Origin of the sequence: Thioclava arctica, assembly GCF_040892615.1 — a bacterium.
Classification (GTDB): Bacteria; Pseudomonadota; Alphaproteobacteria; order Rhodobacterales; family Rhodobacteraceae; genus Thioclava; species Thioclava arctica.
This window is the reverse complement of record NZ_JBFRYC010000001.1, coordinates 1-25,022: the sequence shown is the minus strand read 5'-3', so window position 1 is coordinate 25,022 and position 25,022 is coordinate 1. Positions and strand designations below refer to the sequence as shown.

General features: G+C 59.3%; 39 protein-coding genes. 2 read left to right on the top strand and 37 right to left on the bottom strand.

Annotated elements, in window-relative coordinates:
* Positions 1-30: 30 nt before the first annotated feature.
* From AB4874_RS00195 to rpmC, 26 genes are all read right to left on the bottom strand, one after another.
* Entirely contained in the window at positions 31-741 is a 711-nt protein-coding gene (locus AB4874_RS00195) for an ATP12 family chaperone protein (RefSeq protein ID WP_368390504.1), read from the bottom strand.
* Positions 738-1,403: an HAD-IA family hydrolase gene (locus tag AB4874_RS00190; RefSeq protein ID WP_368390503.1), complete on the bottom strand. Its 666-nt coding sequence runs from the start codon at positions 1,401-1,403 to the stop codon at positions 738-740. The genes AB4874_RS00195 and AB4874_RS00190 overlap by 4 nt, the downstream gene beginning before the upstream one ends.
* Positions 1,400-2,440, bottom strand: a complete 1,041-nt coding sequence (locus AB4874_RS00185) for an RluA family pseudouridine synthase (RefSeq protein WP_368390502.1) — start codon at positions 2,438-2,440, stop codon at positions 1,400-1,402. The genes AB4874_RS00190 and AB4874_RS00185 overlap by 4 nt, the downstream gene beginning before the upstream one ends.
* A complete protein-coding gene (gene crcB, locus AB4874_RS00180) occupies positions 2,437-2,814 on the bottom strand; it encodes a fluoride efflux transporter CrcB (RefSeq protein ID WP_295536851.1) in 378 nt (125 codons plus the stop codon). Before crcB ends, AB4874_RS00185 begins: the two co-directional genes overlap by 4 nt.
* Positions 2,815-2,858: 44 nt before the next feature.
* Positions 2,859-4,175, bottom strand: coding sequence for a replication-associated recombination protein A (locus tag AB4874_RS00175; RefSeq protein ID WP_368390501.1), 1,317 nt, complete (start codon positions 4,173-4,175; stop codon positions 2,859-2,861).
* 78 nt (positions 4,176-4,253) lie between these two features.
* Positions 4,254-4,844, bottom strand: a complete 591-nt coding sequence (locus AB4874_RS00170; RefSeq protein ID WP_295536855.1) for an acyl-homoserine-lactone synthase — start codon at positions 4,842-4,844, stop codon at positions 4,254-4,256.
* 54 nt (positions 4,845-4,898) lie between these two features.
* The gene (locus tag AB4874_RS00165; RefSeq protein WP_295536857.1) at positions 4,899-5,510 is read right to left on the bottom strand and encodes a helix-turn-helix transcriptional regulator; all 612 of its coding nucleotides are present in this window, start codon (positions 5,508-5,510) and stop codon (positions 4,899-4,901) included.
* A 251-nt stretch (positions 5,511-5,761) separates the two neighbouring features.
* The gene (gene rplQ / locus AB4874_RS00160) at positions 5,762-6,181 is read right to left on the bottom strand and encodes a 50S ribosomal protein L17 (protein WP_295536859.1); all 420 of its coding nucleotides are present in this window, start codon (positions 6,179-6,181) and stop codon (positions 5,762-5,764) included.
* A 145-nt stretch (positions 6,182-6,326) separates the two neighbouring features.
* Positions 6,327-7,343 carry a DNA-directed RNA polymerase subunit alpha gene (locus tag AB4874_RS00155; protein ID WP_295536860.1) on the bottom strand — a complete coding sequence of 339 codons (1,017 nt, stop codon included), beginning with the start codon at positions 7,341-7,343 and terminating at the stop codon, positions 6,327-6,329.
* A 119-nt stretch (positions 7,344-7,462) separates the two neighbouring features.
* Entirely contained in the window at positions 7,463-7,852 is a 390-nt protein-coding gene (gene rpsK, locus AB4874_RS00150) for a 30S ribosomal protein S11 (protein WP_295536862.1), read from the bottom strand.
* Positions 7,853-7,867: 15 nt separating this feature from the next.
* Complete coding sequence (rpsM, locus tag AB4874_RS00145) at positions 7,868-8,236, bottom strand: 30S ribosomal protein S13 (RefSeq protein WP_295536864.1); 369 nt, start codon at positions 8,234-8,236, stop codon at positions 7,868-7,870.
* Between the two features lie 184 nt (positions 8,237-8,420).
* Positions 8,421-9,074 (bottom strand): adenylate kinase, encoded by a 654-nt coding sequence (locus AB4874_RS00140; RefSeq protein ID WP_368390500.1) that lies wholly within the window; start codon positions 9,072-9,074, stop codon positions 8,421-8,423.
* A gap of 24 nt (positions 9,075-9,098) precedes the next feature.
* A complete protein-coding gene (gene secY / locus AB4874_RS00135; protein ID WP_295536866.1) occupies positions 9,099-10,463 on the bottom strand; it encodes a preprotein translocase subunit SecY in 1,365 nt (454 codons plus the stop codon).
* A 104-nt stretch (positions 10,464-10,567) separates the two neighbouring features.
* Positions 10,568-11,035 carry a 50S ribosomal protein L15 gene (gene rplO / locus AB4874_RS00130; RefSeq protein WP_295536868.1) on the bottom strand — a complete coding sequence of 156 codons (468 nt, stop codon included), beginning with the start codon at positions 11,033-11,035 and terminating at the stop codon, positions 10,568-10,570.
* Positions 11,036-11,180: 145 nt separating this feature from the next.
* A complete protein-coding gene (locus tag AB4874_RS00125) occupies positions 11,181-11,795 on the bottom strand; it encodes a MarC family protein (protein ID WP_368390855.1) in 615 nt (204 codons plus the stop codon).
* A gap of 189 nt (positions 11,796-11,984) precedes the next feature.
* Entirely contained in the window at positions 11,985-12,173 is a 189-nt protein-coding gene (gene rpmD / locus AB4874_RS00120) for a 50S ribosomal protein L30 (protein WP_038130290.1), read from the bottom strand.
* A 12-nt stretch (positions 12,174-12,185) separates the two neighbouring features.
* The gene (gene rpsE / locus AB4874_RS00115) at positions 12,186-12,752 is read right to left on the bottom strand and encodes a 30S ribosomal protein S5 (RefSeq protein ID WP_295536872.1); all 567 of its coding nucleotides are present in this window, start codon (positions 12,750-12,752) and stop codon (positions 12,186-12,188) included.
* Positions 12,753-12,865: 113 nt separating this feature from the next.
* Positions 12,866-13,225, bottom strand: coding sequence for a 50S ribosomal protein L18 (gene rplR / locus AB4874_RS00110; protein ID WP_295536873.1), 360 nt, complete (start codon positions 13,223-13,225; stop codon positions 12,866-12,868).
* A gap of 11 nt (positions 13,226-13,236) precedes the next feature.
* On the bottom strand, positions 13,237-13,770 hold the full coding sequence (gene rplF / locus AB4874_RS00105; protein WP_295536876.1) for a 50S ribosomal protein L6: 534 nt from the start codon (positions 13,768-13,770) through the stop codon (positions 13,237-13,239).
* Positions 13,771-13,780: 10 nt separating this feature from the next.
* Positions 13,781-14,179, bottom strand: coding sequence for a 30S ribosomal protein S8 (gene rpsH, locus AB4874_RS00100; RefSeq protein ID WP_295536877.1), 399 nt, complete (start codon positions 14,177-14,179; stop codon positions 13,781-13,783).
* 13 nt (positions 14,180-14,192) lie between these two features.
* Positions 14,193-14,498 (bottom strand): 30S ribosomal protein S14, encoded by a 306-nt coding sequence (gene rpsN / locus AB4874_RS00095; RefSeq protein ID WP_295536879.1) that lies wholly within the window; start codon positions 14,496-14,498, stop codon positions 14,193-14,195.
* An 18-nt stretch (positions 14,499-14,516) separates the two neighbouring features.
* Positions 14,517-15,074, bottom strand: coding sequence for a 50S ribosomal protein L5 (rplE, locus tag AB4874_RS00090; RefSeq protein WP_295536880.1), 558 nt, complete (start codon positions 15,072-15,074; stop codon positions 14,517-14,519).
* Positions 15,074-15,379, bottom strand: a complete 306-nt coding sequence (gene rplX / locus AB4874_RS00085; protein WP_295536881.1) for a 50S ribosomal protein L24 — start codon at positions 15,377-15,379, stop codon at positions 15,074-15,076. Before rplX ends, rplE begins: the two co-directional genes overlap by 1 nt.
* On the bottom strand, positions 15,379-15,747 hold the full coding sequence (gene rplN / locus AB4874_RS00080; protein ID WP_295536884.1) for a 50S ribosomal protein L14: 369 nt from the start codon (positions 15,745-15,747) through the stop codon (positions 15,379-15,381). Before rplN ends, rplX begins: the two co-directional genes overlap by 1 nt.
* An 82-nt stretch (positions 15,748-15,829) precedes the next feature.
* Positions 15,830-16,060 carry a 30S ribosomal protein S17 gene (gene rpsQ, locus AB4874_RS00075; RefSeq protein WP_038130273.1) on the bottom strand — a complete coding sequence of 77 codons (231 nt, stop codon included), beginning with the start codon at positions 16,058-16,060 and terminating at the stop codon, positions 15,830-15,832.
* 11 nt (positions 16,061-16,071) lie between these two features.
* A complete protein-coding gene (gene rpmC / locus AB4874_RS00070) occupies positions 16,072-16,272 on the bottom strand; it encodes a 50S ribosomal protein L29 (protein WP_038130271.1) in 201 nt (66 codons plus the stop codon).
* Between the two features lie 189 nt (positions 16,273-16,461).
* On the opposite strand from rpmC, the gene AB4874_RS00065 reads away from it, so the two are divergent.
* Positions 16,462-17,193: a 2OG-Fe(II) oxygenase family protein gene (locus AB4874_RS00065; protein ID WP_368390499.1), complete on the top strand. Its 732-nt coding sequence runs from the start codon at positions 16,462-16,464 to the stop codon at positions 17,191-17,193.
* Positions 17,194-17,338: 145 nt separating this feature from the next.
* Here the strand turns inward: AB4874_RS00065 and AB4874_RS00060 are convergent, their stop codons facing one another.
* From AB4874_RS00060 to rplB, 6 genes are all read right to left on the bottom strand, one after another.
* Complete coding sequence (locus AB4874_RS00060; RefSeq protein WP_368390498.1) at positions 17,339-18,499, bottom strand: PDDEXK-like family protein; 1,161 nt, start codon at positions 18,497-18,499, stop codon at positions 17,339-17,341.
* A gap of 260 nt (positions 18,500-18,759) precedes the next feature.
* A complete protein-coding gene (gene rplP, locus AB4874_RS00055; RefSeq protein WP_295533066.1) occupies positions 18,760-19,173 on the bottom strand; it encodes a 50S ribosomal protein L16 in 414 nt (137 codons plus the stop codon).
* A 14-nt stretch (positions 19,174-19,187) separates the two neighbouring features.
* Positions 19,188-19,898 (bottom strand): 30S ribosomal protein S3, encoded by a 711-nt coding sequence (gene rpsC / locus AB4874_RS00050; protein WP_038130264.1) that lies wholly within the window; start codon positions 19,896-19,898, stop codon positions 19,188-19,190.
* The gene (rplV, locus tag AB4874_RS00045) at positions 19,898-20,278 is read right to left on the bottom strand and encodes a 50S ribosomal protein L22 (RefSeq protein ID WP_038130262.1); all 381 of its coding nucleotides are present in this window, start codon (positions 20,276-20,278) and stop codon (positions 19,898-19,900) included. Before rplV ends, rpsC begins: the two co-directional genes overlap by 1 nt.
* Before the next feature lie 5 nt (positions 20,279-20,283).
* Positions 20,284-20,562, bottom strand: coding sequence for a 30S ribosomal protein S19 (gene rpsS, locus AB4874_RS00040; protein ID WP_295533067.1), 279 nt, complete (start codon positions 20,560-20,562; stop codon positions 20,284-20,286).
* A 3-nt stretch (positions 20,563-20,565) separates the two neighbouring features.
* Positions 20,566-21,405 carry a 50S ribosomal protein L2 gene (rplB, locus tag AB4874_RS00035; RefSeq protein WP_038130259.1) on the bottom strand — a complete coding sequence of 280 codons (840 nt, stop codon included), beginning with the start codon at positions 21,403-21,405 and terminating at the stop codon, positions 20,566-20,568.
* Between the two features lie 254 nt (positions 21,406-21,659).
* Between rplB and AB4874_RS00030 the strand changes: the two genes are divergently transcribed.
* Positions 21,660-21,986 carry an SH3 domain-containing protein gene (locus tag AB4874_RS00030; protein WP_368390497.1) on the top strand — a complete coding sequence of 109 codons (327 nt, stop codon included), beginning with the start codon at positions 21,660-21,662 and terminating at the stop codon, positions 21,984-21,986.
* Between the two features lie 99 nt (positions 21,987-22,085).
* On the opposite strand, the gene AB4874_RS00025 is transcribed toward AB4874_RS00030, so the two are convergent.
* The 5 genes from AB4874_RS00025 to AB4874_RS00005 all read right to left on the bottom strand — a co-directional run.
* Positions 22,086-22,382 (bottom strand): 50S ribosomal protein L23, encoded by a 297-nt coding sequence (locus tag AB4874_RS00025; protein WP_295533176.1) that lies wholly within the window; start codon positions 22,380-22,382, stop codon positions 22,086-22,088.
* Positions 22,383-22,393: 11 nt separating this feature from the next.
* On the bottom strand, positions 22,394-23,014 hold the full coding sequence (gene rplD / locus AB4874_RS00020; protein ID WP_368390496.1) for a 50S ribosomal protein L4: 621 nt from the start codon (positions 23,012-23,014) through the stop codon (positions 22,394-22,396).
* Positions 23,011-23,877 carry a 50S ribosomal protein L3 gene (gene rplC, locus AB4874_RS00015; protein ID WP_295533070.1) on the bottom strand — a complete coding sequence of 289 codons (867 nt, stop codon included), beginning with the start codon at positions 23,875-23,877 and terminating at the stop codon, positions 23,011-23,013. The genes rplD and rplC overlap by 4 nt, the downstream gene beginning before the upstream one ends.
* A 10-nt stretch (positions 23,878-23,887) precedes the next feature.
* On the bottom strand, positions 23,888-24,196 hold the full coding sequence (gene rpsJ, locus AB4874_RS00010; RefSeq protein WP_038130254.1) for a 30S ribosomal protein S10: 309 nt from the start codon (positions 24,194-24,196) through the stop codon (positions 23,888-23,890).
* A gap of 212 nt (positions 24,197-24,408) precedes the next feature.
* On the bottom strand, positions 24,409-25,022 hold a 614-nt coding region (locus tag AB4874_RS00005; protein WP_368390495.1), incomplete at its 5' end, for an EF-Tu C-terminal domain-related protein.

The following is a 25,022-nucleotide window of genomic DNA, read 5'->3' as shown; positions in this document are numbered from 1 at the left end:
ATTCCTCATCGTTGACAAAATCGCGAGAGCTCACGAATGGGCGAGAGTCCAGAATCGCGCGGCGTGTAACAGCGCCTCACATTTCAGGGACGCCAGCGCATCGGCCTCGTCATCCGCGCCCCACAGTTCGCGTTGCCACGTTTCATCAAGGCGCGACAGTTCCCACGCTTTTTGCGCCTCCAGCCGACCGCGCGCTACGGCAAGGCCGAGAATCAACGAGCCGGTCAGCGAAATCAGATCATGCATCGCCGCCAGCGCGAAGGGGCTCATCGCGGCCAGTTCGCCGCGCAACCGCGCCAGCGCGGCGGCGTCTTGATCCACCGGGATCACGCCCGATGTGACGACAAGCTGCACGCCATATTCATCTGCTGCCCAATTGAGCAGCGCATCCCAAGCCTGCGCCTGACGCGCCACCAGCTCCTCGGGGCTTTGAGCACGGTAGCACAGCAGATCGGTGCCGCCATACTCGGCCAGCAAATCGACCACCTCGTCGAACTGCACCGCAACCTTGTCAATCGCGGCATTGGCCGAGCGGGTGACGGGCATCGTTTCGGGGCGGATCACACCGTCTTGGGCGTCCCATTCAGCGGCGATCGCCTGCGCCATGGCGCTGCTTGGCACGCGCAGCTCTGCCTTGGCGGGGGTGCGCAGCGGGCGGCCATCCAGCGTAACGCCGAAATCCTGCGCGCCCTCATCCACCGAGGCTTCTTTCCAAAACCGTTTTGCGGCCCATTCGCTCATGCAGGTATCTCCCAATGTGCGACCAGTGCGGCCTCGAGCGCGTCAAAATCATCCACCATCCGATGTGCGCCCGCGGCCTCTAGCTCGACGCCCGGATGATAGCCCCAGCGCACGCCAATCGTGGCCACGCCCGCCGCCCGGCCCATCTCGATATCATAGCTGGTATCGCCGATCATCACCGCGTCCCCTGCCCCGACCCCCGCCTCGGCCAGCGCGGTGGCGATCATCGAAGGGTGCGGTTTGGAGGGGTGATCATCAGCCGTTTGCAAGCTGACAAACAGCCCGTTTAGACCGTGATGCTCGATCAGCGCGCGCAAGCCCCGGCGCGATTTTCCCGTGGCGACCGCCAGCAGCATGTCGTCGCGCGTCGCCAAGCGATGCAGCAATGCCGCCGCACCAGGATAGAGCGGCGCAGGGTCGGCCGCGCGCGCGGTCATATAGCTGTGCTTATAGCCCTCGACGATGCGGGCCTGCGTGTCGCCATCCAGTTCCGGCGCAAGGCGGGCCACCGCAACGGGCAGCGACAGTCCCACGATCTGCAACACTGCCGAGGCCGCAGGAGCCGCCAGCCCCGCCGCCTCAAACCCCATCCCCATCGCATGGGTGATATGGGTCTGGCTGTCGGAAATCGTGCCGTCGACGTCAAAGATCGCCAGCTTCATGCGAGATCCTCAAACGGATCGGCAGGCACGTCGCGCTCGTTCCAGCCCAGCGTTTTCCAAGTGCGCTTCATGTGATCGGGCATCGGCGCGACCAGCGTGATCCGCTTACCGCTGACGGGGTGGTCGAAACTGATCTGGCGGGCGTGCAGATGCAGCTTGCGGCTGATCTCTCCGCCCAGTTGCGCGCCCCAGCCATCGCCCAGATTTTCCTGCCCCGAGCCGCCATATTTTCCGTCGCCCACAATCGGGTGCCCGATCTCGGCCATATGGGCGCGCAGCTGATGGGTGCGCCCGGTGATCGGCACCAGTGCGACCCAAGCCGCGCGTGTTCCCAACGCATCGAGCACCGCATAATCAGTCGTCGCGCGCTTGGCATTTTCGGTCTGATCGACCTTGGAGGGATGGATGCAATGCATCTTTTCGCCCTCGCCGCCGCGCCCATGCCCCGGCGCCTTGACCAGACCAAAGCGCACCGTGCCCATTTTCGGGTTGGGCACACCGGCGACCGCCGCCCAATAGATCTTGCGGGTGGTCTTGGACCGAAACGCCTCGGACAGGCGGCGCGCGACCCGGTCGGTGCGTGCCAGCAGCAGCACGCCCGAGGTGTCCTTATCCAGACGATGCACCAGCTTGGGCTTGTCCTTGTAGCCAAACAGCAGCGCCTCGGCGAGCCCATCCACATGGCGATTGCCCTGCCCCGAGCCACCCTGACTGGGCAGCCCGGCGGGTTTATTCAGCGCGATGATATGTTCGTCTTTCCACAGCACGCAGCCTTGGATGAACTGCGCGTCGGCCTCAGAGATACCCTCCACGTCGATCGGCGGCGGGGCATCGGGGATCGGCGGCACGCGGATGGTTTGGCCGGGCGCGACCCGCGTGTTGGCCTTGACCCGCCCGCCATCGACGCGCAGATCGCCCTTGCGGCACATCTTTTCGATCATGCCTTGGCTTAGTTGCGAAAACCGCCGCTTGAGAAAGCGATCAAGGCGCTGCTCGCCCTCGGCCTCGGTGACTTCGATCTGCTGCACACCGCTCATAATATTGTCCTCATAACATGCACACCCGCGACAAGACCCAGCAGGCCCGCCCCCACCGACAGCGCGACATAAAGCGCCGCAAGCGAGACATTGCCCCGCTCGATCAGGCGATACGCCTCAAGCGAGAAAGACGAAAACGTCGTAAACCCGCCCAGCACCCCGGTCGCGAGCAATGCGTTCCAATGCGTCAGTTGTTTATCGCCCAGAAACACCACCAGCGCGCCCATCAGGAACGAGCCAATGATATTGACGGTGATTACGCCCAGCGGAAAGCTATGCGCCCCAAAGCCGCGCATCATCCCGACCCCTACCAGATAGCGCCCCGAAGCCCCAATCGCGCCCCCAAGCGCCACCTGCAAAACCGTTGTCAGCATGGATGTCTCCTTTGCCGCCCTTGGACCGAAGGGGGCGGCAAATGTCAAGTTTGGCGGCGTGTGCGCTGCTTGGCGAACCAATCGAGCCGCTTTTTCAACTCACGTTCAAAGCCGCGCTCGACGGGCTGATACAGCACCGGGCGTTTCATTGTCTCGGGGAAAAAGTTCTGCCCCGAAAAGCCGTCTTCGGAATCATGGTCATATTGATAGCCTGCACCGAACCCCTGACTTTCCATCAGCTTGGTCGGCGCGTTCAGGATATGTTTGGGCGGCGGTTCGGAACCGGTCTGCTTGGCCGCCGCGCGCGCCGCCTTATAGGCGACATAGCCCGCATTCGATTTCGGCGCGAGCGCAAGATAAAGCACCAGTTGCGCCAGTGCCAATTCGCCCTCGGGGCTGCCAAGGCGTTCGTAGGTGTTCCACGCGTCGATGCTCAAGACCTGCGCCTGTGGATCGGCCAGGCCGATATCTTCGAGCGCCATGCGGGTCAGGCGACGCGCCAGAAAGCGCGGGTCTTCGCCGCCCTCGAGCATACGCGCGAACCAATACAGCGCGGCATCCGGGTCGCTCCCGCGCACCGATTTATGCAAAGCCGAGATCAGGTTGTAATGCTCATCGCCCGACTTGTCGTATTTCGCCGCGCGCTTCATCAGCCGCGTGGACAGCGCATCGGTATCCAGCGGCGCGGCAAGCTTCCACGCTGCCACCTGCTCGATCAGGTTCAGCAACGCGCGACCATCGCCATCGGCCATCTCCAGCAGTGCCTCACGCGCCGGGCCGGTTAGCGGTAGCGCACGCTCCAGCGCCTTTTCTGCGCGCTGCGCGAGGCGTTCGAGATCGGCCAAATTAAGCCGCTCAAGGATCATCACCTGCGCGCGCGACAGCACAGCGGCGTTCAACTCAAAGCTGGGGTTTTCGGTTGTCGCCCCGACCAAAAGAATCGTGCCGTCTTCCATATGAGGCAGGAAACTGTCTTGCTGGGCCTTGTTGAAACGGTGGATCTCATCGACGAATAACAGCGTGCCGCGCCCTTGTTGACGGCGCAGCTTGGCGGCCTCGAACACTTTACGCAGATCGGGCACGCCGGTGAAAATCGCGGAAATCTGCACGAAGGCCCGATCGGACGCATCCGCCAATAACCGCGCGATCGTAGTCTTGCCCACGCCGGGCGGCCCCCACAGGATCAGCGACCCTAGCGAGCCCGCCGCCAGCATCGCCCCCAGCGGCGCATCGGGGCCCAGCACCTGCTCTTGCCCGATCACCTCGGACAGCGCGCGCGGACGGATTCGATCGGCCAGCGGGCGCGAAGCCTGTGGAACGTCGGAGGGGGTATTTGAGGGGGTATCGAATAGATCGGCCATAGGGCCGCAATCTAGTGCCTGCGGGCAGCCGGGGGAAGCCCCCGCGCGAGCAGTCGCGCGGGGGAATGGCAAGCAATCTCAGTGCAGGTTTTGCGAGAAGTCCATCGACACGACCTGATTGTTGATCCCGTCGATTTCCATCACCGGGCCCATCGCGGTCATATCAACCCCGACACGCCCCGCCCAACGCGGCCAATTGGCATTGAGCAAGGTCAGAGCCGAACGCGCGCCCAGACGCCGCGCGGCGCTGCCGATCTCCATCACCAGCTTGGCGTGCACCCGTCGCCGGATCCCGGCGGGCACGTCATGGGCCACGAACAGACGCGAACTCTCCCAAACCGTTTCGGACACCGGGGCCTCGTCATAAAGAAGGTTCGAGGGGATGGTGGCCAATAGCCCGCGCTGAGCGTCGCGGATCATATAGGTGTAGATGCCGCATTTCGTGGTGGTCGGCGTCAAACGGTTGCCCGCCAGCACCTTGCCCAGCTCATCATGCACGACGACCCAGCGGCTCGCAGGGGTGTCGTATTGGTCGTATTCCATACCCATCGCTTCGGGCAGGTCCCATTTGTTCTGAACAATAAACAGCTCACGCCGGGCACGAAGCATATTGGCAAACAACGTGCCATGGTTGTGGAAATTGTCGAACGAAAGTGTGGTGGTCTGCATGTCTTCCTCCTGCAGGGTTGGTTGGTTAAACAGCCGAGCGGAGGGCGACAGGCACTAAAGCAGTCTAAAATCTTTTGCGCGTTGTATGGCTTCGGCCGTTGTTCTGGCCATTAACCGCACTCGCACCGAATTCAGCCGCGCCTTGAGGGCGCTTTCAGAAATCCCAAGTTTTGCGGCTGCCGCCGCGTGTCGATCGCCCCCAGCAACACAGCGCAGGGCCTCGATCTGGGCTTTCGTCAGGTTTTCGGGAGGCTGGGTGAAACCGTGCAACTCGCACACGATATCTTGCAGCGACGCGATCTCTTCGTCTGTATATTCCCGGTCGTCACGCGCGAAACTTGCGATTGTGCGGGATTTTATCGGGCCACAGGAAATCGTGCACCCGAACTTGAGGCCGAATTTACGCGCCTCGACAAAAAGAAGAAACGGATCTGGAAGACCCGGATCACTCCATCGGATCGAGCCGTTCGAAGAAAACCCCCAGGCTGTCATAGGATCGCGCAGCACAAACCCGTTTTCAGTGTAATGATCCAACCAAGCCTTACTATAGGTCTGGAACGTCATTAGCGGGGCCGTAAAGCGGATATGCAATCCCACAAAATACCCGAGTGGCGCCAAACGGCCCAGCTCTTTTAGCTTCAGATCGATTCTGCTCTGTATCGACATATCTTTTTAGACAGGTTGAGGAAAATTCGGTCAACTTTAAAGTGTATCGTTCCGATTTTTTTCACGTTTCTTTTATACGAGTACTCAATCCACGCGCGTAAGGAAAGTGCAAGCTGCCCCTAAAGTTCACGGTAAACTTCGCCATTTCTAGGGCAATTCGTCATAAAATCAAAAGAAAACCCGCCGATAAGGGCGGGTTCTCAAATAAGCTAATTTTTTAGGCAGCCGAAACGTGGCCGAAAGCGCAGGACTTAGTCGGCTGCGGCTTCTTCGGCTTCGACGCGGGCTTTGTCAGCCTTGCCTTTGGCGGCCGGGTCGCGGTCCACGAATTCGATGATCGCCATCGGGGCCATGTCGCCATAGCGGAAGCCCGCCTTGAGAACGCGAACATAACCGCCCTGACGCTCTTTGTAGCGCGGGCCGAGGATTTCGAACAGTTTCGCGACATACTGATCTTGCTTGAGCTGGCTGGCAGCCTGACGACGTGCGTGCAGATCGCCGCGCTTGGCAAGCGTGATCAGTTTTTCGATCACCGGGCGCAGTTCTTTGGCTTTGGGCAGAGTCGTTTTGATCTGCTCATGCTCGATCAACGAGCCAGCCATGTTGGCAAACAGCGCCTTGCGGTGCTCATGGGTGCGGTTCAGGCGGCGATAGCCGCGGGCGTGACGCATGTGAATTCTCCAAATCTTGCGTTTTGCTTTGTCAGGCCAGCGATGCGTGTCACCGGCTCACCTTGGGGCCTTGCGACCCAGATCTTCCCCGGCAGGTCCGGGCATTTTCAGGGGGCCGTTTAACCCGGCCCCCCGCATTCGTCAATCAGAACTGGTCTTCGAAACGCTTGGCCAGGTCTTCGATGTTCTCTGGCGGCCAATCTTCGACTTCCATTCCGAGATGCAGCCCCATGCCCGAAAGCACTTCCTTGATCTCGTTGAGCGACTTGCGCCCGAAGTTCGGGGTGCGCAGCATCTCGGCTTCGGTTTTCTGGATCAGATCGCCGATATACACGATATTGTCGTTCTTGAGGCAGTTGGCCGAACGCACCGACAATTCCAGCTCGTCCACTTTCTTCAGCAGAAGCGGGTTGAACTCGAGACCGTCATCCGCGTCTTGCTTGCCTGCCGATTCCGGCTCGTCGAAGTTGACGAAGATCGACAGCTGGTCTTGCAGAATGCGCGCAGCGAAAGCCACCGCGTCATCGGCCGACAGCGAGCCATCGGTTTCGACTTTCATCGTCAGACGGTCATAGTCGAGAACCTGACCTTCGCGGGTCGGGTGGACTTCGTAGGCGACCTTCTTGACCGGCGAGTAGATCGCATCAATCGGGATCAACCCGATCGGCGCATCTTCCGGACGGTTCTTGTCAGCGGCGACATAGCCCTTGCCCGTGTTCACGGTCAATTCCATGAACAGGTCAGCGCCGTCGTCGAGGTGGCAGATCACGTGCTCTTTGTTGAGCACTTCGATGCCAGAGGTCTCGGTGATGTCGCCTGCGGTGACCACGCCCGGCCCTTTGGCAGAGATCGAGAGGCGCTTGGGCCCTTCCACATCCATGCGCAGCGCCACGCCTTTGAGGTTCAGCACGATATCGGTCACGTCTTCACGCACACCGGGCACGGACGAGAACTCGTGCAGCACGTTGTCGATCTGAACGCTGGTGATCGCAGCCCCTTGCAGCGAGCTGAGCAGAACGCGACGCAGCGCGTTGCCCAGCGTCAGGCCAAAGCCACGCTCCAGCGGTTCTGCAATAATGGTCGCCTGGCGCAGCGGGTCATTGCCCGGCTTCACGTCAAGCTGCGTGGGCTTGATCAATTCGGCCCAATTCTTGTGGATCATGCGTTTGCCTCCATACTTGTCCCAGACCCATGTCCAAAGTCGGGACGCCCGAGGAAAAAACCGAAAAACACGCCTGGGCCGCGCGGGCTAACCGCACGGCCCAGCCGCTAAAGTGTAGATTAGACGCGGCGGCGCTTCGGCGGGCGGCAACCGTTATGTGCGATCGGCGTAACGTCGCGGATCGAGGTCACTTGCAGACCAACAGCCGCCAGCGCGCGCAGTGCCGATTCACGACCCGAACCGGGGCCTTGAACTTCGACATCAACGGTCTTGAGACCGTGATCCTGCGCCTTTTTGGCTGCATCTTCTGCCGCCATCTGGGCTGCATAAGGCGTCGATTTACGCGAGCCTTTGAAACCCATCGTGCCAGCCGAGCTCCACGAAATCGCGTTGCCCTGCACGTCCGAAATCAAGATCTTGGTGTTGTTGAACGACGAATTCACATGCACAACGCCAGTGGCGATGTTCTTGCGTTCCTTGCGCTTAGCGCGAACTTTTTCACGAGCCATCTGTCCTGCCTCCCCTTACTTCTTCTTGCCAGCGATAGCTTTCGCCGGGCCCTTGCGCGTGCGCGCATTGGTATGGGTGCGCTGGCCGCGCACGGGCAGGTTGCGACGATGGCGCAGACCGCGATAGCAGCCCAAGTCCATCAGACGCTTGATGTTCATCTGGGTCTCACGACGCAGATCGCCTTCGACGGTCAGGTTGGCGTCGATATGCTCACGGATGGCAAGCACTTCGCCGTCCGACAGTTCGTTGACGCGACGGGTCGAATCGATGCCAACGGCTTCGCAGATTTGACGCGCCGTGTGTTGACCGATTCCGGTGATGTAGGTGAGTGCGATCGGGACGCGTTTCCCGGTCGGAATGTTGACGCCAGCAATACGTGCCAAAGCGTTTATCCTTTCGTTGCGGTTCCGTGATCCCAGAACCTTTTTTCACAACACAAGGCCCGAAACTGGCGCTTCGGGCCCGTGATCACTCTCCCAAAGAATCTTCCGTAAACGGAAATGATTCTGATAAGGGACGCCGTGACCTAGAGGCAAACGCCCGCAGGGTCAAGCTTTGTTTAACAGTTTAGTTCTGCTGATCGAGAACACGTGAGATAGCATCGCCAACCGCGTTCATTTCGGCGAGACCATCAATCTGGAACAATTCGCCAGCGTGATAGTAATAGCCAATCAACGGTGAAGTCTTTTTATAGTATTCCATCAACCGTGTGCGCAGGCTGTCTGCGTTGTCATCGGCGCGCCGTTTGAGATTGCTCGACCCGCAAACATCGCATTTGCCCGATTCTTTCGTCGGCTTGGTTTCGTCGTGATAAACCTCGCCGCAGTCGCCACAGGTATAGCGCCCGGTGATGCGGCTGACGAGGGCTTCGTCATCGACCTGCATCTCGATCACCGCATCCAGCTTTTGGCCCATCCGCGCGAGCAACCGCCCCAGCGCATCGGCCTGCCCCAAGGTGCGCGGGAAGCCGTCAAAGATGAACCCCGCGCCCCCATCGGCAGCCAGTTTCTCTTCGATCAGCCCGATCACGATCTCATCGGTCACAAGCTGGCCCTTGGCCATCACCTCGGCCACTTTGTTGCCCATCTCGGTGCCCGAGTCCTTGGCCTCGCGCAGCATGTCGCCGGTTGAAAGCTGCACCATGCCGCGTTCTTCGACCAAACGGCGGGCTTGGGTGCCCTTGCCTGCGCCGGGTGGCCCCAAAAGGATGATATTGGTCATCGTCTGTATCCCCGAAATCTCGAATTAGCGGCGTGCGGGCGGCTTGCGCGGCCCTTTTTTCTTTCCACGGCCCCGCAGTTGCGAGCGCTCGATCAGCCCCTCATATTGGTGGGCCAACAGATGCGACTGGATCTGGTTGATCGTATCCATCGCAACCGACACGACGATCAGCACCGAGGTGCCGCCGAAATAGAACGGGATCGAGAGTTGCGAGCGCAGGATCTCGGGCAGCAGACAGACAGCCGCCAGATAGCCAGCGCCGATCATCAGAATGCGCGAGACAACGTAATCGAGATATTCCTCGGTCTTTTTGCCGGGACGAATGCCGGGCACAAAGCCACCTTGGTTCTTCAGGTTCTCAGCCACCTCGTCGGATTTGAACGACACGTTGGCGGTGTAGAAATAGGCAAAGAACACAATCATCGCGACGTAGAACAGCAGATAGAGCGGCTGACCGGGCCCGAAATAGGCCAGAACCGTCGACATGATCGGGCCGGTATTGGCGCCCGAGAAGGTCGCGATCGTGGTCGGCAGCAGCAGCAAGGACGATGCAAAGATCGCCGGAATGACGCCCGCAGGGTTGACCTTGATCGGCAGGTGGCTGGAGCCACCGTCATAGACCTTCATGCCAACCTGGCGGCGCGGATACTGAATATGGATCTTGCGCAAGGCGCGTTCCATGAACACCACGAAGGTGATCACCACCGCGATCATCAAGATCACACCCAAGATCACCGGGGTCGAAATTGCACCCGCCCGGCCCTGCTCGAGGAAGCGCGCAAGGGCTGCGGGGATTTCGGCCACGATACCGGTGAAGATGATCAGCGAGATGCCGTTACCGATGCCGCGTGCGGTGATCTGCTCACCCACCCACATCAAGAACATCGTGCCGCCCACCAGCGTAATCACCACCGCTGCGATAAAGAACAGCCCCGGATCATGCGCCAGATCGCCTTTTTCAAGGCTTACGGCCAGACCCCAGGCTTGGAACGTCGCCAGCGCCACGGTCGAATAGCGCGTGATCTGGTTGATCTTTTTGCGGCCCTGCTCGCCCTCTTTCTTCATCTGCTCCAGCGCGGGGACCAAGGCGGTCAGCAGCTGAATGATGATCGAGGCCGAAATGTAGGGCATGATGCCAAGCGCGAATACGCCCATCCGCCCCAACGCGCCGCCAGTGAACATCGACAACACGCCACCCAGGCCAGAGCCCGCGCTTTGCATGAAGTCGCGCAGCGCCTGCGCGTCGATGCCGGGGACCGGAATGTAGGTGCCCAAACGGTAGATGATCAGCAAACCGATAGTGAAGAAGATGCGCTGGCGAAGCTCAGTGGCTTTGCCCAGGGCGTCCCAGCTCAGGTTCGCCGCCATTTGCTCTGCAGCAGATGCCATATGCCTGTCTCTTTCATGTAAGCAGCCGCCAGACCGTTTCCCGGTCGGGCGGCGCCTTGGAAAACTAAGACTGTGTAATCGGGCGCGCGCCCGCTCACAACAGCTTATTCGGCAGCGGTCGCCACCGTGATCTTGCCGCCAGCCTTTTCGACCGCTTCAATCGCGGATTTCGAAGCACCGGTGACCGTGATCGTGACTTTCGAGGTGATCTCACCCTTGGCCAACACGCGCACGCCATCCAGCTTGCGACGCACGAGACCCGACGCGATCAGCGCGTCTTCGGTGATCTCGGCTTTGCCATCGAGTTTGCCTTCGGAGATGAAACGTTCGATCTGGCCGAGGTTCACCACGTTGAATTTCTTTGCATTCGGCGGCGTAAAGCCACGCTTGGGCAAACGGCGATAGAGCGGCATCTGGCCGCCTTCGTAACCGTTCAGAGCCACACCGGAACGCGATTTCTGACCCTTGATACCACGGCCAGCCATCTTGCCTTTGCCCGAACCGGGACCACGCGCAACGCGCTTGGCTTTTTTCGCAGCGCCGGGATTGTCGCTTAGTTCATGCAGTTTCATGTCGCTTCTCCTTGCCGGAACACCACCATCGAAGCGTTTGGGTGGGACACGGCTATTCGTGATTGATTCTGATGCGGCCACAGGGCCACCGCGTGCGTATAGAGCCTCTGCCCCGCGCGATCAAGGCCCACAGAGGGCAGGCGACTTAGTTTGTTGTCAGTGACAGCAGGCCCACCGCCTCAAGCCCGTTGAGCACCGAATCCACCGCCACGGTCGCAAGGATGATCCCCATCACCCGGCTGACCACATTCGCCCCGGTATTGCCGATCAACCGCTTCAAGGGCTTGGCCAGCAGCAGCAGCACCAGCGTCAGCGCCAGCACGACCAGCAGCAGCGCCCCCGTTATCATCTGATCGGAAATCGTGTTGCGGTGATTGTCGGTCAGGATCACCACCGCCAGCATCGCGCCAGGCGAGGCAATCGAGGGGATCGCCAGCGGAAAGACGGCGTTAGAGAGATGATCGCGCTCGGCCTCTTCGATTTCGCGCATTGATTTCGGCTCACCGAAGATCATCGTCAGCGCAAAGAGGAACAGCACGATTCCGCCCGCCACCTGAAACGAGCCAAGACGCAGTCCAATCGCCTCAATCACGATCTGACCGAAGAGGAGAAACACCAGCAGCACCAAGGCCGCGACCAGCACCGCGCGCACGGCAAAGCGCCAATGCAACGCTTCGGGCACACGGCGCGTCGCGAAATAGAACACCGGGAGCGTGCCGATAGGATCGACCACGACCAGCAAAGTGACAAATTCGCGCATCACAACCGAGAAATCCAAATCACCGCCTCAACTGAAAAACCACATGGGGAAAGAGCAACGCCCCTGAATGGTCATCGCAAAGATGCCCCGCTGCAGCAAGGGCTTCCCCTCCCTTTTCAGTGTCGCATAAAAAGACGCCCCGGTCTTCCAACCGGGGCGTCTTTATCTTTACCAAACTAAGCTTGACGCTCAGCCGCGCTCTTCGATGATCTTCACCATGTGCGGGATCTTGGCGACCATGCCGCGCACGGCGGGGGTGTCTTCAAGCTCGCGGGTGCGGTTCATCTTGTTCAGGCCCAGACCTTTGAGGGTCGCAGCCTGGATCGCGGGGCGACGGATCGGCGAGCCGATCTGTTTGACTACGATAGTTTTAGCCATGTCTCGCTCTCCTTACGCTTCCGCAGCTGCGGCGGGTGCCTCAGCGTCGGGTTTCTTGAGGATGTCGGCGACTTTCTTGCCACGACGCGCGGCCACCTGACGGGGGCTGGCCTCTTTGCCAAGACCGTCGAGCGTGGCACGGATCATGTTATAGGGGTTCTGCGAGCCGATCGACTTCGCAACAACGTCCTGAACACCGAGCATCTCGAACACGGCACGCATCGGACCACCGGCGATGATCCCGGTACCAGCCGGAGCGGTCCGCATGACCACTTTACCAGCGCCGTGACGGCCCTCGATATCGTGGTGCAGGGTGCGACCGTCACGCAGCGGCACGCGCATCATGTTGCGCTTGGCGGATTCAGTCGCCTTGCGGATCGCCTCGGGGACCTCTTTGGCCTTACCCTTGCCGAAACCGACGCGGCCGCGCTGATCGCCAACAACGACGAGAGCAGCAAAGCCGAAGCGCTTACCACCTTTAACGGTTTTGGAAACGCGGTTGATCGCAACCAAGCGATCTGCGAATTCCGGAGTCTCGTCGCGGTCTTGGCGGCCCCGACGGTTATCACGTTCTGCCATGAGGCAATTCCTTTCAAGATGGCGCGCTTGCACGCCAATTTATCCAATCCAAGTGGGCCGCCACAGGGACGCCCCCGGATCATCGGGGGGACGCGAACGTCCCCCACCGGTTCTTAGAACTTCAAGCCACCTTCACGCGCAGCATCGGCCAAAGCCTTGATTTTGCCGTGAAAGAGGAAGCCGCCGCGGTCGAAATAACAAGCTTCGACACCGGCTTTCTTGGCACGCTCGGCGATAGCAGCACCGATTTTGGTGGCTGCTTCGACGTTGTTCTTGCCCACGACACCGAAATCCTTTTCGAGCGTCGAAGCCGAAGCCAACGTCACACCGTTCACGTCGTCGATCAGCTGAACGCTGATGTTCTTGTTCGAACGGTGCACCGAAAGACGGGCGCGACCAGCGGCCATCTTGCGCAGTTTGTTCCGGACGCGCAGGCGGCGCTTGAGGAACAGATCTCTTTTGCTGTTTGCCATTTTTGCGCCCCTTACTTCTTCTTGCCTTCTTTGCGGAAGACATACTCGCCCTTGTAGCGAATACCTTTGCCCTTATAGGGCTCGGGTGCGCGCCACTCGCGGATGTTGGCCGCAACTTGGCCCACCTGCTGCTGGTCGATACCTTCCACAACGATTTCGGTCTGCTTGGGGGCCGTAACGGTTACCCCTTGCGGAACCTCGAAGTTCACTTCGTGCGAGTAACCGAGCGACAGTTTCAGGACATTGCCCTGCATCTGTGCACGATAACCGACGCCTTGGATTTCAAGCTCTTTCTTGAAACCCTCGGTGACGCCCTGCACAAGGTTCGCAACCTGCGAGCGGGCCATACCCCACTGCTGGCGCGCACGCTTGGACGAGCCGCGCGGCGTGATTTTGATGGCGTTCTCTTCAATCGTGAAGGTCACGTCATCCGTGGCGGTGAATGTGCGGGTGCCCTTGGCACCCTTCACTTCGATGGTCTGGCCCGACAGAGACGCCGTAACGCCGCTGGGAAGCTCGACCGGTTTTTTACCAATACGAGACATTGAGCCCTCCTTAGAACACGGTGCAGAGCACTTCACCGCCAACATTGGCAGTGCGTGCGGCCGCGTCAGACATCACACCTTTAGACGTCGAGACGATGGAAACGCCAAGACCCTGACGAACCGTCGGCACATCCTTCGCGCCCATATACACACGACGACCGGGGGTCGACACGCGCTTGAGCTCACGAATAACGGGGGTGCCTTCGTAGTATTTCAGGCTGATTTCAAGCTCCGGGTGCCCTGCGGCATTCGAAGCGGCTTCATATCCGCGAATATAGCCCTCGTCCTGAAGCACATCGAGAACCCAAGCGCGAAGCTTGGAGGCCGGCGTGCGGACGGTGGATTTGCCGCGCATTTGCGCGTTGCGGATGCGGGTCAGCATATCGCCGAGAGGATCGTTCATAGACATATCTCGGTCTCCCTTACCAGCTCGACTTTACCATGCCGGGGATCTGACCGTAGGAGGCCAGTTCGCGCAGCATGATCCGCGAGAGTTTAAGCTTACGATAGTAAGCGTGGGGGCGGCCTGTCAGTTCACAACGGTTGTGAAGGCGAACAGCCGACGAGTTGCGGGGCAGTTCGGCGAGTTTCAGAGACGCTTTAAAACGCTCTTCCATCGGACGTTCTTGATCCGCGATGATTACCTTGAGCGCGGCGCGCTTCGTCGCATACTGTTTGACCAGTTTTTGACGCTTCACTTCGCGCGCAACCATGGATTTTTTAGCCATTAATCTCTCTCCCCGCGATCAGCTGTTGAACGGCATGTTGAAAAGTTTCAACAGCGCCTTCGCTTCGGCATCCACGTTGGACGTGGTGCAGATGATGATGTCCATGCCCAGCACTTCGTCGACTTTATCAAAGTCGATTTCGGGGAACACGATCTGTTCTTTCAGGCCCATGGCAAAGTTGCCACGACCATCAAAGGACGGCTTCACGCCACGGAAGTCGCGCACGCGCGGCATTGCAACGTTGATCAGGCGGTCGAGGAATTCATACATCCGGTCGCCACGCAGCGTGACTTTACAGCCCAGCGGCATTTCTTCCCGAACGCGGAAACCAGCGATCGACTTTTTCGCCATGGTCATGACGGCCTTTTGACCAGCGATGAGCGTCAGCTCCTCGGCGGCTTGCTTGACCTTCTTGGTGTCCTTGACGGCCTCGCCAACACCCATGTTCAGGACGATCTTGTCCAGACGCGGGATTTGCATGTCGTTCTTATAGCCGAACTCTTCTTTCATCGCGGCGCGAATCTGGTCGGTATAAGCGGCCTTCAGGCGCGGCGTATAGCTTGCTTGATCGAGCATCAGATCGCCTCCCCAGTGGTCTTGGCGAAACGCACTTTCTTGCCGTCTTCCTCACGGAAGCCAACGCGGGTGGCTTTGCCATTCTTGTCCATCAGCGACAGGTTCGACAGTGCGATCGGCATAGCCTTAGGCTGGCGACCACCCTGTTCGGTCTGGGTCTGACGGGTGTGACGGATGGAGACGTTCACGTCTGCCACGACTGCTTTGCCAGCTTTGGGCGAGACAGAGGTGATTTCCCCCTGCTTACCTTTGTCTTTGCCGGCAAGCACGATGACCTTGTCACCTTTACGGAGCTTAGCAGCCATTACAGCACCTCCGGAGCAAGCGAGATGATCTTCATGAAGTTCTTTGCACGCAGCTCGCGCACGACCGGCCCGAAGATACGGGTACCGACCGGCTCACCATTGTTGCCAAGGATGACGGCAGCGTTGCGGTCGAAGCGGATGGCGGTACCATCTTCACGACGAACTTCTTTGGCGGTGCGTACGACGACGGCCTTACGGACGTCACCTTTCTTTACGCGGCCGCGCGGGATGGCTTCCTTAACGGAAACGACGATGACATCGCCAACCGACGCGTAGCGACGGTGCGAACCACCCAGGACCTTGATGCACTGAACTCGGCGAGCGCCGGAGTTGTCAGCAACATCCAGATTGGTCTGCATCTGGATCATTTAGGTTTCTCCCGACCTATGGGGACGCCCGTGCAGACAGGGGCCCCAGGGTTTCGATTGAGCTGAACGCTCGTCTTGGCCGTTAGGCCGTGACGACCGTCCAACGCTTGGTCTTCGAGATCGGTGCACATTCTTCGATGCGAACAATGTCACCGGTCTTGAATTGGTTAGCCGCGTCATGGGCGCGGTATTTCTTGGATTTCCGGATCGTCTTTTTGAGAACCGGATGCGTGAAGCGGCGCTCAACCGAAACCGTGATGGTTTGGTTGTTTTTGTCCGAGGTCACGGTGCCTTGAAGGATACGTTTGGGCATGGAAGCTCTCCTTAGTTCGCGGCTTCAGCAGCTTTGTGGTTCAACACGGTCTTGATCCGCGCGACGTTGCGGCGAACCTTGCGCATACGCGCGGTGTTCTCGAGTTGGCCGGTGGCTTGCTGGAAGCGGAGGTTGAAAGCTTCCTTTTTCAGCGAAACGAGCTCGTCTTTCAGCTCATCAGGCGTCTTAGCCTTGAGTTCTTGGGCGTTCATCCCGGGTCCTTTCTTGGCATCAGAGGGCCCCTTAGGGTGACCCTTGATCTGATGGGTTATGTCGGTCCTGTCTTCAGGAACTCGCGGCATCTAACAGAGGGAATCGGATATGGCAAGGATTCATTGGCCTTTGCCCCGCTTTGGCGTAAGCACGAGGGCAACCCCACCCCTATCAGTTCGGAAACTCCCATGTCGAAGTCCAAATCGAAATCGAAATCGCCCGCTAAAGCCGCCGAGAAGGCCGAAGCGAAAGCCATCGAGAAGGCCGGTACGAAATCCTCAGGTGCAGCCGCCCCAAAATCACAGATCGAGTCGCTCTTTGCCACCCGCCTGTATCGCGCGGATCTGTCAGCCTATGCGCCAAAGGTCGATGCCGATGAACTCGCGGCGTCCTGCTATGCCATCGCCGAGGATGACGAGGCCGGCCAGCAATGGTGCGAGGAGAACGACTACCCCGGCTATACCAGCTACGCTTCGCTCACCGACCTGCCGTGGCGCTTCCCAATCTTCAAGGACATCGTGAAAGCGCTCGATAAACATATCGCGGCCTTTGCCAAGGATCTGGAATTTGATCTCGGCGCGGGCAAGCTGGTGCTGGAGGACATCTGGATCAACATCCTGCCCGAGGGCGGCACCCATGCCTCGCACATCCACCCCCATTCAGTGATTTCCGGCACAACCTACGTCGCCATGCCCGAGGGTGCCTCAGCCCTCAAACTCGAAGACCCGCGCCTTGCGATGATGATGGCCGCGCCCACCCGCATCAAATCCGCCCGGCGCGAGCTGCAACCCTTCATCTACGTTAAACCCGAGATCGGCGAAGTCCTGCTCTGGGAAAGCTGGCTGCGCCACGAGGTCCCGATGAACCTGTCTGAGGACGACCGCATCTCGGTGAGCTTTAACTATAAATGGGTGGAGTGAGGGGGGGAAAGCACCGTGAAATTGGCTCCGCCAATCTCATCACGGCATGGAGGTATGCTCCCGGATGATGTCCCCGCCTCATCCCCCCGCTGATAAACGCGAACAGGCTGACCTGACAGCCTTCGTCACGTCATCGAAGTGTTTATCAACGAATGCGCGGGTTTTTTTCAGCGAGAATTTCATAGTGATCGCGGTCTTCAGCAAGGTCGTCCCAAGTCAGCACCGGTTCCTTCCAATAATGCCTCGGGCCTTTGATATATTTGGCGGGTGTACCGGGAAGTTTGGCCATCTCTTCACTCAATAATGAACGAAACTTCTTTCCGTTGCCTTCTGGACCAATGACAAAACACACCATGACCTGATCTTTTTCGGGGTTCAGTTCCAAAGCCAGATGAGATCCCGAAGGAACCCAGTGGTCTCCGGCACCGAACAGTGCGGGGCATTCGCCTTTCAAGCTTGGGAACGTAAACCTCCGGTACCCAGACCATTTCTGATCGGGCGCGATCGTCTCTGCACGATCAGCGGACAGCGATTTCGCAAACTCTTTTTGCCGGTCATCAAGTTTTTGCATTACCGCACTGAACGGGTCGGGCCGGTTGTCGATCAAGTAATCCAGCGCCTCTTTATGTTCCGTCCAGATCGCAAGCACAGCGCGGTCCAATTCCGGGTCACTCGAGCCTTTCACTATGCCATGCCTCCTCATCATTGAGTGGTAGTAGTTAAAGAACTTCACGCCTTCGCCGGCAATCCCAGATCGCGAAACCATCGCCTGAACCCTGTCAAGCAGGTCGCCAAATGACAGACGTCTCCAAGTCTGCGATCTGTGTGTCGTGCCGTCGCGGCCATCCGGGGTCAGGAAGCAAAACAGATGCGCCCACTCGCCCGAGGAATACCGGTGCCCCACACGTTTGCTGTAATCCCCAAGTTGGCCTTCCCGCTCGCTTGCATCGACCTTGACCTCAATCGCGACGACAAGCCCCTTCTTGCCTTTGACCGACGGAATCTCGATCAGCAGATCGATATTATCGCGTTCCCGCCAGACCGTGGCCGTCGACAGATCACAGAGGTGATAGTCCAGCCGCTCCGCTGGAAATTCCTGTGTCAACGACATCAGCAGGGCACGAAGCGCCACGTCACCGATCCCATGCGGACGCGACGGATCGAGCAAATAAGCGAGGAAGTTCGAATGCCGAATTTCTTGGCGCGCCATGCCCACGGCTTCGAATGGACAAAACCGATGGACTTTCGTGTCCACGATTGCGAACTCTTTCGAATCGACAATCAGGTTCGAAAGCTTCTCAAGCATATGATTACCCAAAATGTTTTCCGTCCCTTATCCCTTATACCTCCCGCGGGCAGAGAACGCGTGCAAGTAACAATTGCGCAAGAAGGACTTGATAACGTCCTTTTATATCGCCGCAATCTCCCCAGACGCAAAAGCCCCCGCCGATTGCTCGACGGGGGCTTTCGTTTGTCTGTCATTAGAACCGGAGCATGTCCCGGCCAAAATCTGCGATTTTGCCTACACCATGCGGGATCGTAGCTGCCTTACGCAGCTACGCCCCTTTACCAGTCCTGACGCTCGACGATGCGGCAGGCGACCGAGAGTTTCGCGGCGCCGAGGCGCAGGGCCTCGCGCGCGATCACTTCGTTCACACCATCGATCTCGAACATGACGCGGCCGGGCTTGACGCGGGCGGCCCAGTAATCGACCGAACCCTTACCTTTACCCATACGCACTTCGGTCGGCTTCGCGGTCACCGGGGTATCCGGGAAGATCCGGATCCAGACACGGCCCTGACGCTTCATGTGACGCGTGATCGCGCGGCGAGCCGCCTCGATCTGGCGTGCCGTGACGCGCTCGGGAGCGGTGGCCTTGAGGCCGAAGTGACCGAAGTTCAAATCAAAGCCGCCTTTGGCTTCGCCGTGAATCCGGCCTTTGTGCATCTTGCGGAATTTCGTCCGTTTCGGTTGCAGCATGACTATCTACTCCCTCAGCGATGATCGCGACGCGGGCCGCGCGGTGCCGGACCCTCTTGGGCCTCAGCGTGCTTGCGGTCGCGAGCTTGCGGATCATGTTCCATGATCTCGCCTTTGAAGATCCACACCTTGATCCCGATGATCCCGTAAGGGGTCATGGCTTCGGACAAGGCGTAGTCGATATCGGCACGCAGGGTGTGCAGCGGCACGCGACCCTCACGATACCACTCGGTACGCGCGATCTCGGCGCCGCCCAGACGGCCAGCGACGTTCACACGAATACCAAGTGCACCGATGCGCATTGCGTTTTGCACCGAGCGCTTCATCGCGCGACGGAACGAAACACGACGCTCAAGCTGCTGAGCGATCGACTCAGCCACCAGCTGCGCATCAAGTTCCGGCTTGCGGATTTCTACGATGTTCAGGTGCAGTTCGCTGTCGGTGAAGTTCGCCAGCTTCTTGCGCAGCGACTCGATGTCTGCGCCTTTCTTGCCGATGATGACGCCCGGACGTGCAGCGTGAATGGTCACACGGCATTTCTTGTGCGGACGCTCGATGATGACGCGGCTGACGCCGGCCTGCTTGGCTTCCTTGTGGATGAACTCGCGGATTTTGAGATCCTCGAGCAGCAGGTTGCCGTAGTCTTTGGTGTCGGCGTACCAGCGGCTATCCCAGGTGCGGTTGACCTGGAGACGCATGCCAATCGGATTGACCTTCTGACCCATTACGCTTGCTCCTCGATCTGACGCACCTTGATGGTGATTTCCGAAAACGGCTTCATGATCTTGCCGAAACGGCCCCGTGCCCGCGGACGGCCACGTTTCATCACCAGGTTTTTGCCAACCCAGGCTTCGACCACGACGAGTTCGTCCACGTCCAGGCCGTGGTTGTTCTCAGCGTTTGCGATTGCCGATTGCAGGCATTTCTTGACGTCGCCCGCGATCCGCTTCTTCGAGAAGGTCAGATCGGTGAGAGCTTTGTCGACCTTTTTACCGCGGATCATCGCAGCAACGAGGTTGAGCTTTTGCGGCGAGGTGCGAAGCATCTTGGTTTTTGCCATTGCTTCGTTGTCCGCCACGCGGCGCGGATTCTTTTCCTTACCCATGACGATTACTTCCTCTTGGCTTTTTTGTCAGCCGCATGCCCGTAATAGGTGCGGGTCGGTGAGTATTCACCGAATTTCTGGCCGATCATTTCCTCGGTGACGTTCACCGGGATGTGCTTGTGGCCGTTATAAACCGCGAACGTGAGACCCACGAATTGCGGCAGGATGGTGGAACGGCGCGACCAGATCTTGATCACATCGTTTTTGCCCGAATCGCGCGACTTCTCTGCTTTTTTCAGCAGATAGGCGTCAACGAAGGGGCCTTTCCAAACAGAACGAGACATATCTTAACGACCCTTTTTCTTCGCGTGACGCGAACGCAGGATGTACTGGTCCGTCTTCTTGTTGACGCGGGTGCGCTTGCCTTTGGTCGGCTTGCCCCACGGCGTCACAGGATGACGGCCACCCGAAGTGCGACCTTCACCACCACCATGCGGGTGGTCGATCGGGTTCATCGCAACACCGCGAACGGTCGGACGCACGCCCATGTGGCGCTTACGACCGGCTTTACCGAGGTTTTGGTTGCTATGGTCAGCGTTGGACACGGCACCGATGGTGGCCATGCATTCCTGACGCACGAGACGCAATTCGCCCGAGGACAAACGCAACTGCGCGTAGCCACCGTCACGACCCACGAACTGGGCATAGGTGCCTGCGGCGCGTGCGATCTGGCCGCCTTTGCCGGGCTTGAGTTCGACGTTGTGAACAATCGTCCCGATCGGCATGCCCGAGAAGGGCATTGCGTTGCCGGGCTTCACGTCGGCCTTGGCCGATGCGATCACGCGGTCACCCAAAGCAAGACGCTGGGGCGCGAGGATGTAGGCAACCTCATTGTCTTCATAGCGCACCAGCGCGATGAAGGCCGTGCGGTTGGGATCGTATTCGATACGCTCGACGGTAGCCGAGATGTCAAATTTGCGACGTTTGAAATCGACGATGCGATAGAGACGCTTTGCGCCACCACCTTTGTGCCACATCGTGATCCGCCCGGTGTTGTTCCGGCCACCAGTCTTGGTCAAACCCTCAGTGAGGGCTTTGACCGGACGGCCTTTCCAAAGCTCCGAACGGTCGATCAGAACCAGCCCACGCTGGCCCGGCGTCGTCGGTTTATACGACTTGAGTGCCATGCTTTCTGTCTTCCGTTAGCTTGAGACGGGTTGCCCCGCCTACTTATGTGTAGGGCCCCGAAGGTCCCCGAATGCAAAAGTCACAGGCCCCGGAACGAATCCGAGGCCTCGAGACTGGCGCGTAGCTAGCAGGGTTGCGCGGGGCTGTCTATAGGGGAGCCCTTGTTTTGCACGAGATTGCGCGCGGAACTGGCGCTTGGTACGCGCAACGGGCAAACTCGCGGCTGAGGCGAAAGACATAACAGGAGAAACTGATGCATCCAACCCGCATACAACCCAGAATCCCAACCCGAATGATTGCGCTGATCGCACCGCTACTTGTCACGACCCTTCTTGCATCCCCCGCTCTCGCTGGTTGGAGCGGACGCTACGAGGTGCGCGGCGTCAAGGGAGAGGATATGCTCAAAATGCGCGCAGGCCCGGGCATCGGCTATAAGGTGATCGTCGGCCTGCCCAACGGCACCCTGGTCCGGGTGAAGGATTGTGAGCGGATCGGGAATACGCGCTGGTGTGACGTGGCGCTTGAGGCCGCTCGCGGGCTGCGGGGCTATGTCTCTGAAAGCTACCTGCGAGAGAAGTGAGGGGCGGGGGCAATTGGCCCGAAGCCCCCCTACCCTCCCCGACAAACGAAAAGGCCCCCGCAAATGCGAGGGCCTTTCCAAATCTTACGTCCGACCAGATTACAGGCCGGTGGAGACGTCGATCGTATTGCCTTCTTCAAGCGTCACATAGGCTTTCTTCACGTCCGAGCGGCGACCAGGGGTGCCACGGAAACGCTTGGTTTTGCCTTTGATGATGGTGGTGTTAACCGCCTTCACCTTGACGCCAAAGAGAACTTCGACGGCTTCTTTGATCTGCGGCTTCGAGCTGTCTTTCGACACTTCGAAAACCACCGCACCATGCTCCGAGGCCATCGTGGCTTTCTCGGTGATGATCGGCTTGACGATCACGTCATAATGTTCGGGTTTCGCACTCATTTCAGACTTGCTCATTTCAGACGAGCCTCCAGAGCTTCGATACCCGCCTTCGTGATCACGAGCGTGTCACGCAGAAGGATATCATACACATTGGCACCCATCGAGGGCAGCACGTCGATGCCTTCGATGTTGCGCGCGGCTTTGGCGAAGTTTTCATTCACCTCGGCCCCGTCGATCACCAGAACGCGCTTCCAACCCAACTCCTTCGCGGCTTTCGCGAGATCCTTGGTTTTGGAGCCAGCCATATCTGCGTTCTCCAGAACGATCAGATTGCCGGTTGCGGCTTTGGACGACAGCGCATGCTTCAGACCGAGCGCCCGGAACTTCTTGGGCAGGTCGTGGGCGTGGCTGCGCGGGGTCGGGCCTTTATAGACGCCACCTTTGCGGAAGATCGGAGCCTTGCGCGAGCCGTGGCGTGCGCCGCCCGTGCCCTTTTGGCGATAGATCTTCTTGGTCGAGTAGGACACGTCCGAACGACCGAGCGTCGAGTGGGTGCCAGCCTGTGCTTTCGCACGCTGCCAGCGCACCACACGGTGCAGGATGTCGGCGCGCGGCTCGAGCCCAAAGATCTCGTCGGCGAGTTCGATCGAACCGGATTTACCGGCGTCGAGCTTGATCACATCGAGTTTCATTCTTTGTCTCCTTCGGGCGCAGCTTCACCGTCAGAGGCCTTGTCAGCTTCGATCGAAGCTTCGGCGTCTTTCAGCGCAGCAGCCTGCTCAGCGGCGGCAGCTTCTTCGGCGGCCAGACGGGCGGCTTCTTCCTCGGCGGCGGCAGCGGCAGCAGCAGCTTCAGCAGCCTTATGTGCAGCCTCGGCAGCCGATTTCAGCGCGGCCGGGTAGATGATGTTCTCAGATGCCGGCTTTTTGACCGCATCCTTGACTGTCACCCAACCACCTTTGGAACCGGGAACCGAGCCTTTGACCATGATCAGACCACGATCTGCATCGGTTTTCACCACTTGCAGGTTCTGGGTCGTCACGCGGGCAGCACCCATGTGGCCAGCCATCTTCTTGCCTTTGAACACCTTGCCCGGGTCTTGACACTGACCGGTCGAACCATGCGAACGGTGGCTGATCGAGACGCCGTGCGTGGCGCGCAGACCGGCGAAGTTGTGACGCTTCATCGCGCCCGCGAAACCCTTACCGATCGAGGTGCCCGCGATATCCACGAACTGACCTTCGAAGTAATGATCGGCGGTGATTTCTTCACCCACTTCAATCAGGTTTTCTGCAGCGACGCGGAATTCCGCGACCTTGCGCTTGGGGGCCACATTCGCCTTGGCGAAGTGACCACGCAATGCAGCGGTCGTGCGCTTGGCTTTCGCCTCGCCCGCGCCAAGCTGAACGGCCGTATAGCCATCCGTGTCGGCGGTGCGCTGTGCAACAACCTGCAAGCTGTCGAGTTGAAGGACGGTCACAGGAACCTGACGACCATCTTCAAGGAAAAGCCGGGTCATCCCCAACTTCTTGGCAATAATACCAGTGCGAAGCATGTGACCCTCCTTACACCTTGATCTCGACGTCGACACCAGCCGCCAGGTCGAGCTTCATCAGCGCGTCCACGGTTTGCGGGGTCGGATCGACGATGTCGAGAAGACGCTTATGCGTACGGATTTCCCACTGGTCGCGCGACTTCTTGTCGATGTGCGGACCGCGAAGAACCGTGAATTTCTCGATTTTGTTGGGCAGCGGGATGGGCCCGCGCACCGTAGCACCCGTGCGCTTTGCGGTGTTAACGATTTCTTGGGTGCTGGCGTCCAGCACACGGAAATCGAACGCCTTGAGCCGGATACGGATATTTTGGCCGTTCATGTGTCATGCCTCTCGCATGGCGTGAAGATTGAGAGGCAGACGACGCCTCATGCGCGCCTGCATCGAACCTTTAATCTAAGCTAGATCAGAGGCGTCCCCTACGGGGTTCACCTGAGTCTGTCAAGAGCGAATGGCGCGCCTTGCGGCGCACCACCCAAATTCGTGTCACCTGTCGGTTTTCGGGGCCGCAAACACGGCCCCGATCCCCTCGATCAAGCGAGGATTTTCGACACCACGCCGGCGCCGACGGTGCGGCCGCCTTCGCGAATGGCGAAGCGCAGACCGTCTTCCATGGCGATCGGTGCGATCAGTTCGACTTCGAACTTCAGGTTGTCGCCCGGCATGACCATTTCCGTGCCCTCGGGCAGGTTAACGGTGCCGGTGACGTCCGTGGTGCGGAAGTAGAACTGCGGACGGTAGTTCGCAAAGAACGGCGTGTGACGGCCACCCTCTTCTTTGGTGAGGATATAGGCCTCAGCTTCGAACTTGGTGTGCGGCTTCACCGAACCCGGCTTACACAGAACCTGACCACGCTCAACGCCCTCACGGTCGATGCCGCGCAGCAGTGCGCCGATGTTGTCGCCAGCTTCACCACGATCCAGCAGTTTGCGGAACATTTCCACGCCCGTGCAGGTCGTTTTCTTGGTGTCGTTGATACCAACGATTTCCAGTTCGTCGCCAACGTTGACAACGCCGCGCTCGATACGGCCGGTCACAACCGTGCCGCGACCCGAGATCGAGAACACGTCTTCGATCGGCATCAAGAAGGGCTGGTCCACGGCGCGCTCGGGCGTCGGGATCCAAGCGTCGACAGCTTCCATCAGCG

What these genes read in the sequence shown, in the direction of transcription:
- crcB (WP_295536851.1), bottom strand. Translation starts at nt 2,814, where the DNA reads ATGCTGACAACGGTTTTGCAGGTGGCGCTTGGGGGCGCGATTGGGGCT.
- rpsN (WP_295536879.1), bottom strand. Translation starts at nt 14,498, where the DNA reads ATGGCTAAAAAATCCATGGTTGCGCGCGAAGTGAAGCGTCAAAAACTG.
- rpsH (WP_295536877.1), bottom strand. Translation starts at nt 14,179, where the DNA reads ATGTCTATGAACGATCCTCTCGGCGATATGCTGACCCGCATCCGCAAC.
- rplF (WP_295536876.1), bottom strand. Translation starts at nt 13,770, where the DNA reads ATGTCTCGTATTGGTAAAAAACCGGTCGAGCTTCCCAGCGGCGTTACG.
- rplB (WP_038130259.1), bottom strand. Translation starts at nt 21,405, where the DNA reads ATGGCACTCAAGTCGTATAAACCGACGACGCCGGGCCAGCGTGGGCTG.
- rplQ (WP_295536859.1), bottom strand. Translation starts at nt 6,181, where the DNA reads ATGCGTCACGCCCGCGGCTATCGCCGCCTGAACCGCACCCATGAGCAC.
- rplN (WP_295536884.1), bottom strand. Translation starts at nt 15,747, where the DNA reads ATGATCCAGATGCAGACCAATCTGGATGTTGCTGACAACTCCGGCGCT.
- rpsS (WP_295533067.1), bottom strand. Translation starts at nt 20,562, where the DNA reads ATGTCTCGTTCTGTTTGGAAAGGCCCCTTCGTTGACGCCTATCTGCTG.
- AB4874_RS00175 (WP_368390501.1), bottom strand. Translation starts at nt 4,175, where the DNA reads ATGGCCGATCTATTCGATACCCCCTCAAATACCCCCTCCGACGTTCCA.
- secY (WP_295536866.1), bottom strand. Translation starts at nt 10,463, where the DNA reads ATGGCATCTGCTGCAGAGCAAATGGCGGCGAACCTGAGCTGGGACGCC.
- rpsE (WP_295536872.1), bottom strand. Translation starts at nt 12,752, where the DNA reads ATGGCAGAACGTGATAACCGTCGGGGCCGCCAAGACCGCGACGAGACT.
- AB4874_RS00170 (WP_295536855.1), bottom strand. Translation starts at nt 4,844, where the DNA reads ATGCAGACCACCACACTTTCGTTCGACAATTTCCACAACCATGGCACG.
- AB4874_RS00025 (WP_295533176.1), bottom strand. Translation starts at nt 22,382, where the DNA reads ATGAGTGCGAAACCCGAACATTATGACGTGATCGTCAAGCCGATCATC.
- rplR (WP_295536873.1), bottom strand. Translation starts at nt 13,225, where the DNA reads ATGGCAAACAGCAAAAGAGATCTGTTCCTCAAGCGCCGCCTGCGCGTC.
- rplE (WP_295536880.1), bottom strand. Translation starts at nt 15,074, where the DNA reads ATGCTCGATCAAGCAAGCTATACGCCGCGCCTGAAGGCCGCTTATACC.
- rpsQ (WP_038130273.1), bottom strand. Translation starts at nt 16,060, where the DNA reads ATGCCCAAACGTATCCTTCAAGGCACCGTGACCTCGGACAAAAACAAC.
- rplV (WP_038130262.1), bottom strand. Translation starts at nt 20,278, where the DNA reads ATGGGTAAGGAAAAGAATCCGCGCCGCGTGGCGGACAACGAAGCAATG.
- AB4874_RS00165 (WP_295536857.1), bottom strand. Translation starts at nt 5,510, where the DNA reads ATGTCGATACAGAGCAGAATCGATCTGAAGCTAAAAGAGCTGGGCCGT.
- AB4874_RS00155 (WP_295536860.1), bottom strand. Translation starts at nt 7,343, where the DNA reads ATGATCCACAAGAATTGGGCCGAATTGATCAAGCCCACGCAGCTTGAC.
- AB4874_RS00190 (WP_368390503.1), bottom strand. Translation starts at nt 1,403, where the DNA reads ATGAAGCTGGCGATCTTTGACGTCGACGGCACGATTTCCGACAGCCAG.
- rpsJ (WP_038130254.1), bottom strand. Translation starts at nt 24,196, where the DNA reads ATGAACGGCCAAAATATCCGTATCCGGCTCAAGGCGTTCGATTTCCGT.
- rplC (WP_295533070.1), bottom strand. Translation starts at nt 23,877, where the DNA reads ATGCTTCGCACTGGTATTATTGCCAAGAAGTTGGGGATGACCCGGCTT.
- rplO (WP_295536868.1), bottom strand. Translation starts at nt 11,035, where the DNA reads ATGAAACTGCATGAACTAAGCGACAATCCCGGCGCTGCGAAAAAAGCC.
- AB4874_RS00060 (WP_368390498.1), bottom strand. Translation starts at nt 18,499, where the DNA reads ATGCTTGAGAAGCTTTCGAACCTGATTGTCGATTCGAAAGAGTTCGCA.
- rplX (WP_295536881.1), bottom strand. Translation starts at nt 15,379, where the DNA reads ATGGCTGCTAAGCTCCGTAAAGGTGACAAGGTCATCGTGCTTGCCGGC.
- AB4874_RS00195 (WP_368390504.1), bottom strand. Translation starts at nt 741, where the DNA reads ATGAGCGAATGGGCCGCAAAACGGTTTTGGAAAGAAGCCTCGGTGGAT.
- rpsC (WP_038130264.1), bottom strand. Translation starts at nt 19,898, where the DNA reads ATGGGTCAGAAGGTCAATCCGATTGGCATGCGTCTCCAGGTCAACCGC.
- rplP (WP_295533066.1), bottom strand. Translation starts at nt 19,173, where the DNA reads ATGCTGCAACCGAAACGGACGAAATTCCGCAAGATGCACAAAGGCCGG.
- AB4874_RS00065 (WP_368390499.1), top strand. Translation starts at nt 16,462, where the DNA reads ATGTCGAAGTCCAAATCGAAATCGAAATCGCCCGCTAAAGCCGCCGAG.
- AB4874_RS00185 (WP_368390502.1), bottom strand. Translation starts at nt 2,440, where the DNA reads ATGAGCGGTGTGCAGCAGATCGAAGTCACCGAGGCCGAGGGCGAGCAG.
- rpmC (WP_038130271.1), bottom strand. Translation starts at nt 16,272, where the DNA reads ATGAACGCCCAAGAACTCAAGGCTAAGACGCCTGATGAGCTGAAAGAC.
- AB4874_RS00140 (WP_368390500.1), bottom strand. Translation starts at nt 9,074, where the DNA reads ATGACCAATATCATCCTTTTGGGGCCACCCGGCGCAGGCAAGGGCACC.
- rplD (WP_368390496.1), bottom strand. Translation starts at nt 23,014, where the DNA reads ATGAAACTCGATGTGATCAAGCTCGACGCCGGTAAATCCGGTTCGATC.
- rpsK (WP_295536862.1), bottom strand. Translation starts at nt 7,852, where the DNA reads ATGGCTCGTGAAAAAGTTCGCGCTAAGCGCAAGGAACGCAAGAACATC.
- rpmD (WP_038130290.1), bottom strand. Translation starts at nt 12,173, where the DNA reads ATGGCTAAAACTATCGTAGTCAAACAGATCGGCTCGCCGATCCGTCGC.
- AB4874_RS00125 (WP_368390855.1), bottom strand. Translation starts at nt 11,795, where the DNA reads ATGCGCGAATTTGTCACTTTGCTGGTCGTGGTCGATCCTATCGGCACG.
- AB4874_RS00030 (WP_368390497.1), top strand. Translation starts at nt 21,660, where the DNA reads ATGCATCCAACCCGCATACAACCCAGAATCCCAACCCGAATGATTGCG.